Genomic DNA, 12714 nt, shown 5'->3' on the forward strand with positions numbered 1-12714 from the left:
TGTTTTTAATCTGCCTAGACGCCTGTTCAATACACAGGCTCTCAGCGGATAATGAGCAGCTTCTTATCTAAGAAACTGCTATGGCTGAACTATGCATCAAATGGATCGCGCAGGATCATCGTTTCAGAACGATCAGGTCCTGTTGAAATAATATCAACTGGAATACCCGTCAGCTCTTCAATACGCTTGATGTAATCTAAAGCGGCTTGTGGTAACAGCGCTCTGTCTTTAACACCAAAAGTTGTTTCGCTCCAACCCGGCATAGTTTCGTAGACAGGCTCTAAACCTTCCCACTCATCTGCTGCCAGTGGTGTCGTTTCTAGCACTTGACCATCTGGGCGGCGGTAGCCTACACAGATTTTCACTTCTTTCAGACCATCTAACACATCAAGTTTAGTCAAGCAGAAACCAGACAGGGAGTTGATCTGAACAGCGCGATTAATCGCAACAATGTCTAACCAACCTGTACGACGTTTACGACCTGTAGTCGCACCAAACTCTTGGCCTTTTTCACGCAGGAATTCACCTGTCTCGTCAAAAAGCTCTGTAGGGAATGGGCCTGCACCAACACGCGTAGAGTATGCTTTAATAATACCTAACACATAGCTGACGTAGCGAGGACCTAAACCAGAACCTGTTGCAACTCCACCAGCAGTGGTATTAGAAGAGGTGACATACGGATAAGTACCGTGGTCAATATCCAATAAAGTGCCTTGTGCACCTTCGAACATCACTAATTCATTCTTCTGATGTGCTTTATAGAGCAGATCAGAAACATCAACTACCATGCTAGTCAGAATATCCGCGACTGCCATGATGTCATCGAGGGTTTTCTGATAATCAACCGCAGGCTCTTTGTAGTAGTTCACCAGTTGGAAATTGTGATACTCAATGATTTCTTTTAGCTTTTCAGCAAAACTTGCTTTATCAAACAGGTCGCCAACTCGCAAACCACGACGAGCAACTTTGTCTTCATAAGCAGGACCAATTCCACGACCCGTTGTACCAATCGCTTTCGCACCACGCGCTTTTTCGCGCGCATTATCTAATGCGATATGATAAGGTAGGATCAGTGGGCATGCTTCAGAAATATGTAAGCGTTCGCGAACAGGAACACCGCGATCTTCTAATTGCTTCATCTCTTTCATTAAAGCGTCAGGTGCAAGTACTACACCATTACCAATAATGCTGATGACATTTTCACGAAGAATACCGGATGGAATTAAGTGGAGAACGGTTTTTTCACCGTTTACAACAAGAGTATGGCCAGCATTATGGCCGCCCTGATAGCGAACTACATATTTAGCACGCTCTGTCAGCAAGTCGACGATCTTGCCCTTTCCTTCGTCACCCCATTGGGTGCCCAGTACGACAACGTTCTTACCCATTTCAAAATACACTCGGTTGCTTAAAAATGAATTCTACCATCTAAAATATTCTGTTCCAGTAATTTTTGGCACAGCAAAAATTATTTTTCTGGAAAGCAAGCAAAAATGGCATTTTTTATTTCTACCATAACTCCAACTGATAATAGCCAGCTCGACCAGATTGAATTTTCCCTGAAAAATCCAACACTTAAAATGGTAGGCGAAAAAAAAGCCCGCGAAGCGGGCTTTTCTTTACTAGCTTAACAGTTATTTTAATCTGTTGCACGTAACTTAATCATCAGTAGAACGCAACTTAGTTGGCGCTTTCATAAAGCGGAAGAAATCTGTGTCAGGACTAAGCACCATCACATCATCGCCACCTTTAAAGCTCTGCTCATAGGCACGTAAACTACGGATAAAGGCATAGAACTCAGGATCTTGGTTGAAAGCGTCAGCAAACAGTTTTGTTGCCATCGCATCCCCTTCACCGCGTAGTGTCAATGCTGTACGTTCAGCTTCTGCCAACGTTTCTGTTACCGTTTTATCAGCAACCGCACGGATCTTAGTGGCTTCTTCCTGACCTTGTGAACGATGTTGACGGGCAACCGCTTCACGTTCAGCACGCATACGCGCATAGATAGCCTCAGAAACTTCGTTCGGTAACTCAATACGTTTGATACGAACGTCAACCACTTCAATCCCTAATGCAGCCATACTGTTTGCATTCACAACCAATGGCGCTAGGTTAGTTTCTTGCTCAACGCGTGCAGCCGCAGATGCGATAGCAGCATCGGCATCTTTCGTAGCATCATCCGTTGCCGTACCTTTGTTCAATGCATCACGCACATCAATGGTTAAACGGCCACGAGAGTCCGTAATGATGTCTTTAACGCTTAAACGACCAAACTCAGAACGTAAACGGTCACTGAACTTACGTTTTAACAGTGTTTCGGCTTGATAAGGGTTACCACCTCCCGTCGCTACATAGTAACGGCTAAAGTCTGTAACACGCCATTTCAGGTAAGAGTCTACCATCAAGTCTTTGTTTTCACTTGTTAAGTAACGGTCAGCTTGAATTTCCAAAGTCTGGATACGCGCATCAAGCATTTTCACCGTTTCAATAAACGGCACTTTAAAGTGTAAGCCTGGCTCATAAATAATGGGTTTATTTTCTGAGTCACGCAATACCTTACCAAAACGTAACACAATGCCACGATCGGTTTGAGGAACAATAAAGATGGATGCGTAAGCAACTGCCAAGATGGCAATAACGATAACAATTAGCGATTTACGCATGATTATTGTCTCCCTACTCTAACGGCATCACCACGAACACCACTGTTTTGTTGCGCGGGTGCCGAACCATAAGATGATGAATTATTGGTATTAGGATTCATCACTTTAGGCGCTAAGCTCGTTTTTGGTGCTGGCGCACTGCTGTTGCCACCACGCATCAATTGCTCTAATGGCAGAACTAACATGCTGTTGCTCTTATCATTGGCGATAACTTTACGTGTATTGCTTAAAACACGTTCCATCGTATCAATGTAGAGACGCTCACGCGTAATTTCAGGTGCTGCACGATACTCAGGCAACATCTTCGCAAAGCTTGCAACCTCACCCTCTGCTTTAAAGACAACACTTGCCTTATAAGCTTCAGCTTCTTCGATTAGCTTTTGTGCGTTACCTTTTGCCATTGGCAGAACTTCGTTACGGTAAGCATGAGCTTCACGAATGGTTTTTTGTTCTTCTTCCCTTGCAGCGATTACGTCATCGAATGCGGCTTTAACATCTTCAGGCGGACGAGCAGCTTGGAAGTTGACATCGAGCAGTGTGATACCCATTTTGTATGGCGCAATTGTTGCTTCTAGCTCTTTTTGCGTAACATCACGGATAAATGCACGGTTTGTTGTCAACACTTGTTCCATTGCTGACTGACCGATAACGCCACGCACAGCACTATCAAGAGCCTGACGTAAACTGTTATCTGGGTTGGTCACACTGAACAGGTATTCAGCAGGATCAGTGACACGATACTGAACGTTCATTTCAACGCGGATCACGTTTTCATCTGACGTTAGCATCATACCGTTAGTCGCTTGTTCACGAACGGTTTCAACGTTAACAGGGATAACCTTGTCAATAAATGTTGGCTTCCAGTTCAGACCAGGTCCGACAACACCGCTATACTCGCCAAAGCGTAATATAACACCTCGGTCACTTTCCTTAATGGTATAGAAACCTGATCCAGCCCATACAACTACGATGGCAGCAAGAGCCAATACACCAAGACGACCGCTGATTTGAGAGGGTTGTTTATTATCACCATCACCACCGCCGCCTTTTTTACCACCAAGCTTACTGCTCAGTTTACGAAAGAGATCGTCGAGATCAGAAGCCCCACGTTTTCGACCACCTTTGTTCCCGCCAGAGTTGCCGCCTTTATTGCCGCTTCCCCACGGATCGCGGTCTTGTCCGTCATTACCGGGCTGATTCCACGCCATGTTTTAGCTCCATATCTTTATGATTGATTTTTCGGGTTAAGAGCAACAAATAACTCTTAATATCAATTCCATTTCCTAGCGACATGTTAGATAACATAACTAGGTAATTGTTGTTCCTGTTTGCACAAACGCTGCCAATCAACCATTGGCATACGCACCTCAAGGCCAATTGAGCCGTCCTCTTCAAGCCATTCACGTTCAATCGCATGAAGTTGATAAAAACGGCTACGTAAGCGGCCTTCACTAGGTGGTAAACGCATTTCAACATGTGCGATTTCACCTGAAAGGCGTTCCGTCAATGCTTGTAGCAACAAGGGGATACCTTCACCCGTTTGCGCTGATACCCAGACACGAACCGGTTTGTTATCCTCATTTCTGTCGATACGCGGGATAAATTCTTCCAGCATATCCACTTTATTCATAACTAAAAGTGTCGGAATTTCATCAGCTTCAATTTCTTCCAATACACTTTCGACCGCATGAATATTTTCATCCAAACGGCTATCTGCTGCATCAATCACATGAAGCAATAATGTTGCTTCGCGAGTTTCCTGCAGTGTTGCTTTAAAGGCAGCAACTAAATCATGAGGCAGATGGCGAATGAAACCAACAGTATCTGCAAGCACAACAGTTCCTACATCATCGACATCAATACGTCTTAATGTGGGATCCAGTGTCGCAAACAGTTGATCCGCAGCGTAAACGTCAGAAGCCGTCATCCGGTTAAATAAACTCGATTTACCGGCGTTGGTATAACCAACAAGCGAAATCGTTGGAATATCCGCTTTATTTCGCGCCTGACGCCCTTGTTCACGTTGTCTTTCTACTCGGCCGAGACGGGATAAAATCTGACTGATTTTTCCCCTTAATAACCGACGGTCAGTCTCTAACTGAGTTTCACCAGGGCCACGTAAGCCAATTCCGCCTTTTTGTCGCTCAAGGTGCGTCCATCCCCTCACTAAGCGAGTTGATAGATGGCGTAATTGCGCAAGCTCAACTTGAAGCTTCCCTTCATGCGTGCGCGCCCTTTGAGCAAAGATATCTAAAATGACCCCTGTGCGGTCGACGACCCGACATTGGCATAGCCTTTCGAGATTACGTTCTTGCGCTGGACTCAGAGTATGGTTGAATAACACCACATCCGCGCCACTTTCCTTCACCGCCTCCGCGATTTCTTCCGCTTTCCCTTCTCCGACATAATACTTAGGATGAGGAGACTTACGACTGCCTGTGACTATCTGTACAGGTTTAACGCCTGCCGATGTCACGAGTGACTCAAATTCGGTTAGATTTTCCGTGTCCTTTTCTTGTGAGAAAAAAACATGCACTAATACAGCCAGCTCACCGCCTTCATACCTATCAAACAAGGGCTATAACCTCTTAGGCTTAATCACTATCAATACAAAGGAAAAACACAGGTAAAGTCTCCCTACCTATGTTTTCCTTGAATTTTAACGCACAACTGGCCTTACTCAGCGGCTTCGCCATCCTGTTGAGTAGGAGCACCAGTGTTATAATTGCCATTACCTGCCCCACCAGCAGCACTACCGCTATGATGAGAAACAGGACGAGCAGGGACAACGGTAGAGATAGCATGCTTATAAACCATCTGGCTAACCGTGTTTTTTAGTAAAATGACAAACTGGTCAAAAGATTCAATCTGACCCTGCAATTTGATGCCGTTAACCAAATAAATTGAGACCGGAACCCTTTCACGACGTAATGCGTTCAGGAACGGATCTTGCAAAGATTGCCCCTTAGCCATTCTATGTTTTCCTTATTTTGTTGTTTTTAAATGAGAATCTTTCGATTCCAAAAAGTAACTACTCAAAAATTGCGCTTAACATTCTAATTGTACACAAACCTTGGCTCTATGCACATATAACCTGCATAACAGACTTAAGCGCTAGCTGTGGTTGTTCACTATCTAGCCAGTGAACATTTTCCCAGCTTCTCAACCAGGTAATTTGACGTTTTGCCAATTGGCGTGTTGCACAAATTCCCCGATAAACCATTTCATCATAATCTGTTTCGCCTTCCAGATAAGACCACATTTGTCGATACCCCACACAACGGATAGAGGGCAAGTCAACATGGAGGTCACCTCTGTTATAAAGCGCTCTAACTTCCTCTTCAAATCCAGCATCTAACATCTGATGAAAGCGTTGTTCAATGCGCTGATGTAAAATTTTACGATCTTGAGGCGCAATAGCAAACTGAAACACATTATAAGGTAATTCTTCACCCGCTGTTTGAGTCATTTCAGTCAAAGTTTTCCCTGAAATGAGATATACCTCTAAAGCTCGAGATAATCTTTGCGGATCATTAGGATGAATCCTAGCCGCCGCAACCGGATCAACCTCAGCTAAACGACGGTGAATGTCAGCCCATCCGTGTTGCTGTGCAATATCTTCAATCTCAGCACGGATAGCAGGATCCGCTGAAGGCAATGGTGAAAGCCCTTCTAACAACGCCTTAAAATAAAGCATTGTGCCACCCACCAGTAATGGAATTTTACCTTGAGAAGTAATCTCATCCATTACATTTAATGCGTCTCGCCGGAAATCGGCGGCGGAATACGGCAAAGAAGGATCGAGAATATCGATCAGATGGTGAGGGGCTTGACTAAGTTCCTCTGCATTTGGCTTCGCTGTACCGATATCCATACCACGGTAGATCAACGCCGAATCGACACTGATTATCTCCACAGGCAAGTGTTGACGCAAAGCAATTGCCAACGCGGTCTTACCGGAGGCTGTCGGCCCCATCAGGAATATAGCATTCGGTTTTTTCTGAGTTAACAGTTCACTCATTTGTTAGTGTAGCTACCACGGGTTGTAAATTAATTAATTGTAATAATGTTGGTGACGGCTTTTTGACATACTGTGGACAAAGCCGCTCAACATCAGCGAGTAACTGAACTGCTTGTGCTAAGCTCCAGCTTTCTTGCATTTTTTCTCGAGAAACTGTTTTTGCAAGCCATTGAGCAATATCTTGATGAGAGACATGCTCTTTTGTCGACAAAAAATTCAGCAAACCTGAAAAAAGCTGAGATAAATTTTGTGTTCTTAGCGGTAACGATACCGCATGAATAGTTACTTTTCCATGAGATATCGTGGCTTCAACACCAAATAATGTCAATTGTTCCTTGTTACGTTGAAAAACCGCAATTTCATCAGCACTCAATGATAATTTTAACGGGATCAATAATGGCTGAGGTTTCAACGCTTCACCCTTTGGTGATAATTGAGCCAACTTCAGCAAATAATTTGCTTCTGTTAAGGATAACAGGATTAGCCCTAATGAAGACTCAATTAATGCAAAGTTTTTTGCGTAAATTGTCAATACTTTGCCAAATGTGAAGTTGTTGGCATTTTCTGCGACTGATTGGGAAGAAATTGTTGAAACATCTAGTGGTTGTCGAGCCGGAAATAATGGTTTTTTATCCTCTTCAGCCACAGGAACCGACATTAACGCCTGATATAACTGCCCTGCTTTTCGGTCATAATTTGAGGAAGAAGGGGAATAAGCGCTTTTTCCTTGAATATCACGATTGACTGATACCGCTGGCTGGGCCGATAGTGATGGCGTAAAACGCGCTTTTTTTGATTGCTCATCATGCTCTTGTTCGCGTTCTTCTTGAGTATAGGCCGCTTGTTTATTTTCCTGCGCACTAAAACCTGTTGGTGATGAAAAATAATTATCACCTGCGGAAGTCCGATTGGCTAATTCATGCGTAACAGGCTCAATGCCAGGCAATTCATCGGCGCCATGAGCATTCAACAATGCTGTCCGAACCCCTTGATAAATAAAATCATGGACTAAGCGAGCTTGATGAAAACGCACCTCATGCTTAGCAGGATGCACATTCACATCAACTTGTTGAGGATCTATGGTCAAGTAAAGGACATAAGCAGGCTGTTGATTATCATCAAGGTGTCCTTCATAAGCTTGACGAATAGCATGATTGATTAACCTATCTCGCATCATGCGGCCATTCACATAACAGTACTGAATATCACTGACAGAAAGCGTATTGTCAGGGGAGACTACCCAGCCTTTTATACCGAGATCGCCGTGCTCCCACGCGATTGCCAGTGCGCCTTGCATAAACCCTGTTCCACAAACCGTTGCTAATCGACGTTCTTGTTGCACTTCATCATGAGCCGCTCGGTATTGCTTAACAAGCTTACCGTTATGATTCAAATTAATCGCTACGTCAGGCCGAGAAAGTGCAATACGTCGCACAATTTCGTCGATATGACCAAATTCCGTTTTCTCAGTACGCATAAATTTGCGGCGAGCGGGGGTGTTATAAAACAGATCAAGCACTTCTACCGTAGTGCCGTTTGGGTGAGCAGCAGGTTTTACCGTCACCGTCATATCCCGCCCTTCCGCATACGCTTGCCATGCTTCGGATTGTTCCGCGGGCTTTGACGTTAACGTTAAGCGTGAAACTGAACTAATACTGGCCAGCGCTTCCCCTCGAAAGCCCATACTCATAATGGCTTCAAGATCATCTAATGTCGCTATCTTACTGGTTGCATGACGTGCTAAAGCCAAAACTAATTCATCTTTACTGATGCCATTACCATTATCGCGAATACGAATTAATTTCTCCCCACCACGCTCAATATCGATATCAATGCGTGTTGCACCAGCATCTAAGCTATTTTCAACTAACTCTTTAACAACCGAGGCAGGACGCTCCACTACCTCTCCAGCAGCAATCTGGTTAGCAAGTTGAGGGGAAAGAATCTGGATCGCCATCGCTATCACCTCTTAATTAGGTGCGGCTTGCAGAGGGTTTGCTAGGAAATATTGGCGCAAACCTTGATGAATTGCTTCAGCAACTTGCTCTTGATAAGCGTCTGATTTTAGCAATTGTTCTTCCGCACTATTACTAATGAACCCTGTTTCAACCAAAATTGAAGGGATATCCGGCGAACGCAGTACGCCTAAACTGGCATGCTCAGGGCTACGTTTATGAATATTGCCAACTTTTCTGAGTTGTTTAATCACTTGGACGGCAACGTCATACCCCACTCGCTGTGAATGACCAAATTGCAAATCAAGGACCGCTTGGCTCAAATAAGGATCCGCACCACTTAAGGCATCACCAGCTCCACCTAATAATTCAGATTGTTTTTCGCGCTGCTCAAGCCAGTTACCTAATTCACTGTTAGCACGACGATTAGAAAGAACCCATACCGATGCCCCTCTCGCACTGCTGTTTGGCGCGGAGTCAGCATGAATAGACACTAACATATTGGCGCCTTTCTTACGTGCAACATCAGAACGGCCACTCACTGAAATAAAATAATCACCGTCACGGGTCATTGCCGGCTTAAACATGGGGTCTGCCGCCAATTTGGCATACAGTTTGCGCGCCACACTCAAGGTAACATCTTTTTCACGATAACCATTTTTACCAATCGCACCGGGGTCTTTACCACCATGGCCCGCATCAATTGCAATCACCACCTGTTTAGCACCTTTTGGCATCGTTTTATTGGCTTGCACTGGTACAGGCGTTTTTTGTTGTCCCGCCGCGTTCATTTTTAACGGCTTATCCTGTGCACTATTATTGCCAACGGCCTGTACTGGTTGAGTTATGTTATTCGACGGTGCAGATGTCCCACCTTTCCCTGTCGAAAGGCTAAACACCACTTGATATTGACCAGCAACTTGTTTCAGCGACGTTTGTACCTTGGCTGCTTTTGTCAGCTCCAAAACAATACGTTTATGCCGACTATCCGGTGGCTGACTCGTGCGAACAACTTTCACTAAATCACCCGCAGGGAGTTTCATCGGTAAACCCATAATTTCGCCATTTTGTTTAATATCAATGACGAGACGCTCTGGCGAATGCAGGGGAAAATATTTGTAGTCAGGGTTACCTCCAGCAAAGGAGAGTGTGACCTGTGCACTTGATGGGCTGTTATCTACTTGAATGTTCGCTAACGTTGCTGCCTGAACAGGCCGTGCAACGAGACAGAGCGCAAAAATCATCAATAGTAATAAGTAGGAAGCAATGCGCCTATCGGTTATTTTTCTTGGTAATGCATTCGTCATGAGCAATATATCCTTAAAGAGCGGGTAGTTCTTCTAACAACGACTCCCCATTTGCAGAAAAAGCAATCAAGTGAGCCTGACGTCCTTTATCCTGATAGGTCAAATGAAGTTCCAAGTCCGCCTCAGGTAGAAAACCTTTACCTTGTTGAGGCCATTCAACTAGGCAGATCGACTCAGGGGAAAAATAGTCACGGATCCCCATAAATTCCAATTCTTCTGGGTCGGCTAAACGATAAAGATCAAAATGAAAAACTTGTCGCTCAGGGAGATCATAAGGCTCAACCAGTGTGTAAGTCGGGCTTTTCACATGACCTTGATGCCCTAATGCCTGCAAAAAACCTCGACTAAACGTTGTTTTACCCGCCCCAAGATCGCCATACAAGTTAATCACTGCACCTTGTTTGCAGGCCTGTGCAACTGCACGCCCTAGTGCCACGGTTTGCTCTTCGTTGGCAAGTTGTAATATGCGTTCTTTCATGAATTATTCAATCAGCTATAGTAAGGAAAAAACAGATCAATGTTGATATTAACGACTATATTAACTCAAGCCGATCCATTTTTCTTAAATAACATTACAGAAATATTGGCATCATGGATATTAAATTAGTCATCGAACTTAATCACACAACGAGATTAACAAGTCGATATTTTGTGAATTCACCTAGCCATGATAAAGTTCTCAAGAAATGGAGGGCGTCCAGCTTAGATGACTGAACACGGTATTTGGGGTCTCACTCAAATAAGATGCATTCACAGACAAACAGACCACCAAACGTCAATAACGCTTAGCAAGGTATAGAGCCTAGTATCACGATAAAATCTCATGGCAACACTTCTTGATCTCAACCTTCTCGCTCAAAATATCAAGCAATGGGGAGTAGAAATTGGCTTCCAGCAAGTCGGTATTTGTGACACTGACCTTTCATTAGAAGAACCAAAATTGCAGGCATGGCTGGATAAACAGTATCATGGCGATATGGCGTGGATGGAACGCCATGGAATGATGCGAGCAAGGCCACATGAGTTACACCCTGGCACATTGCGCGTCATTAGTGTACGTATGAATTACCTTCCTGCAAAAGCCGCTTTTGCGAGCACTCTCAATGACCCTAAACTGGGGTATATTAGCCGTTATGCCTTAGGTAGAGATTATCACAAGCTACTTAAAAAACGCTTAAAAATGCTGAGTGACCGTATTTTAGCCTATTGTCGAGAACACATCTGTTCAGAAGAACTCAATTTTCGCCCTTTTGTTGATTCTGCTCCCATCTTAGAACGTCCACTCGCCGTCAAAGCCGGTTTGGGCTGGACGGGTAAACATTCGTTGATCCTCAATCGTGAAGCTGGATCCTGGTTTTTTCTCGGTGAATTGCTGGTCAACTTACCCCTTCCTGTCGATCAGCCCGTTGAGGAGCAATGTGGCCGTTGTGTTGCCTGTATGACAACTTGTCCGACGGGGGCAATTGTTGAACCATACGTTGTGGATGCTCGCCGCTGTATTTCTTACCTCACAATTGAACTGGACGGCCCAATCCCAGAAGCGTTTCGCCCCCTAATGGGAAACCGTATCTACGGTTGTGATGATTGCCAATTAATTTGTCCTTGGAATCGTTTTTCTCAATTAACTGACGAAGAGGATTTCAGCCCAAGACGGGTGCTACACACACCGGAGCTTCTCGATCTCTTTAGTTGGGATGAAGCCACTTTTTTAAAAGTCACTGAAGGCTCTGCAATTCGCCGCATTGGTTACCTGAAATGGCTAAGAAACATCAGTGTGGCATTGGGAAATGCGCCTTATCAAGACAATATCGTCATCGCTTTACGTTCCCGCTTAGGCATGGGGGAAATGCTAGATGAACATGTCCAATGGGCGATACAACAACAATTGAATCGTAGAGAAGAAAACCAAGTGACTATTCAAACTTCACAACAGAAACGCCTTGTACGTGCCATATCTAAAGGTTTGCCTAGAGACGCTTAAAAATAATACGTCATTATATCCTAAATAGACAAAAGTCAACCTCGTGTGAATAAAATAAAAAATTGCTTAACTGACAATGGTTAAAGGATTTGCAAGTTATGACACCCACATTTTCAGCAAATTTTTTTATACTTTAAATTCAATAAGATAATTAATAACTCTTGGAAATTATTTTTTCAATTATGTAAAAATACTCACAGACACATCCTGTGGATAACTCTGTGTAATAAAGTATTACAGAGACTTATAAGCGACTTTGTTTCGATAATAGATTGTGGATAACTTATTCACGGCAGGAAACTAAAATAAAGCGACTTTTTGCTACTCACAACAGAAGTAAAGTTATAAAAATGTAAGATTGGAACAATAAAATTAACTAAAACGGCAAAAAATAGATCTTTTGTATACTACGCAACCAAAACTATAACATTTGAAATAATAATTTATTTCCCCAATCAGTAAGGGGTGGCTATTCTATGGCGGCAACCTAATGAATGCAAGCAGAAAAATCCCCAAGATCCTAAAAAGATCCCGAACCGTATCAAGGCAGCGCCTTTCGCTTAGGCTTAAAAGAATAATCGCCATATCGTTCACGATATTCAATATCGATAAATAACGGTTTTTGCTTAGGTAAACGATCTGTGGCTTTAAAATGAGTGTGGATGGCGTCGAAAATACAGTGAATTTTGGAGCGGGAAACGAGACTCGAACTCGCGACCCCGACCTTGGCAAGGTCGTGCTCTACCAACTGAGCTATTCCCGCATTTGGTGTGAGTACTGCAACTAA

11 protein-coding genes and 1 tRNA gene are annotated in these 12714 nt (G+C 43.8%); 2 read left to right on the forward strand and 10 right to left on the reverse strand.

Going from position 1 to position 12714, the window contains the following annotated elements; genetic code table 11:
- Window positions 1-89 precede the first annotated feature (89 nt).
- Window positions 90-1388 carry an adenylosuccinate synthase gene (locus tag G3341_RS17975; RefSeq protein ID WP_154622437.1) on the reverse strand — a complete coding sequence of 433 codons (1299 nt, stop codon included), beginning with the start codon at window positions 1386-1388 and terminating at the stop codon, window positions 90-92.
- A gap of 105 nt (window positions 1389-1493) precedes the next feature.
- On the opposite strand from G3341_RS17975, the gene G3341_RS17980 reads away from it, so the two are divergent.
- Window positions 1494-1631 (forward strand): hypothetical protein, encoded by a 138-nt coding sequence (locus G3341_RS17980; protein ID WP_163863225.1) that lies wholly within the window; start codon window positions 1494-1496, stop codon window positions 1629-1631.
- 27 nt (window positions 1632-1658) lie between these two features.
- On the opposite strand, the gene hflC is transcribed toward G3341_RS17980, so the two are convergent.
- The 8 genes from hflC to tsaE all read right to left on the reverse strand — a co-directional run bounded on the left by hflC (window position 1659) and on the right by tsaE (window position 10424).
- Window positions 1659-2663: a protease modulator HflC gene (gene hflC / locus G3341_RS17985; RefSeq protein ID WP_154623461.1), complete on the reverse strand. Its 1005-nt coding sequence runs from the start codon at window positions 2661-2663 to the stop codon at window positions 1659-1661.
- A gap of 2 nt (window positions 2664-2665) precedes the next feature.
- Window positions 2666-3871, reverse strand: a complete 1206-nt coding sequence (hflK, locus tag G3341_RS17990) for an FtsH protease activity modulator HflK (RefSeq protein WP_154623462.1) — start codon at window positions 3869-3871, stop codon at window positions 2666-2668.
- 86 nt (window positions 3872-3957) lie between these two features.
- On the reverse strand, window positions 3958-5238 hold the full coding sequence (gene hflX, locus G3341_RS17995; RefSeq protein ID WP_154623463.1) for a ribosome rescue GTPase HflX: 1281 nt from the start codon (window positions 5236-5238) through the stop codon (window positions 3958-3960).
- A 101-nt stretch (window positions 5239-5339) separates the two neighbouring features.
- Window positions 5340-5636: an RNA chaperone Hfq gene (hfq, locus tag G3341_RS18000; protein ID WP_154623464.1), complete on the reverse strand. Its 297-nt coding sequence runs from the start codon at window positions 5634-5636 to the stop codon at window positions 5340-5342.
- Between the two features lie 106 nt (window positions 5637-5742).
- Window positions 5743-6684 carry a tRNA (adenosine(37)-N6)-dimethylallyltransferase MiaA gene (gene miaA, locus G3341_RS18005; RefSeq protein WP_163863227.1) on the reverse strand — a complete coding sequence of 314 codons (942 nt, stop codon included), beginning with the start codon at window positions 6682-6684 and terminating at the stop codon, window positions 5743-5745.
- Complete coding sequence (mutL, locus tag G3341_RS18010) at window positions 6677-8641, reverse strand: DNA mismatch repair endonuclease MutL (protein WP_154623466.1); 1965 nt, start codon at window positions 8639-8641, stop codon at window positions 6677-6679. The genes miaA and mutL overlap by 8 nt, the downstream gene beginning before the upstream one ends.
- 12 nt (window positions 8642-8653) lie before the next feature.
- The gene (amiB, locus tag G3341_RS18015) at window positions 8654-9946 is read right to left on the reverse strand and encodes an N-acetylmuramoyl-L-alanine amidase AmiB (protein WP_163863229.1); all 1293 of its coding nucleotides are present in this window, start codon (window positions 9944-9946) and stop codon (window positions 8654-8656) included.
- A gap of 13 nt (window positions 9947-9959) precedes the next feature.
- Window positions 9960-10424 (reverse strand): tRNA (adenosine(37)-N6)-threonylcarbamoyltransferase complex ATPase subunit type 1 TsaE, encoded by a 465-nt coding sequence (gene tsaE, locus G3341_RS18020; RefSeq protein WP_154623468.1) that lies wholly within the window; start codon window positions 10422-10424, stop codon window positions 9960-9962.
- A 345-nt stretch (window positions 10425-10769) separates the two neighbouring features.
- Between tsaE and queG the strand changes: the two genes are divergently transcribed.
- A complete protein-coding gene (gene queG / locus G3341_RS18025) occupies window positions 10770-11927 on the forward strand; it encodes a tRNA epoxyqueuosine(34) reductase QueG (protein WP_163863231.1) in 1158 nt (385 codons plus the stop codon).
- Window positions 11928-12614: 687 nt separating this feature from the next.
- On the opposite strand, the gene G3341_RS18030 is transcribed toward queG, so the two are convergent.
- Window positions 12615-12690, reverse strand: a tRNA-Gly gene (locus tag G3341_RS18030).
- Between the last annotated feature and the right edge of the window lie 24 nt (window positions 12691-12714).

It is taken from the genome of Providencia vermicola (assembly GCF_010748935.1).
GTDB lineage: Bacteria > Pseudomonadota > Gammaproteobacteria > Enterobacterales > Enterobacteriaceae > Providencia > Providencia zhejiangensis.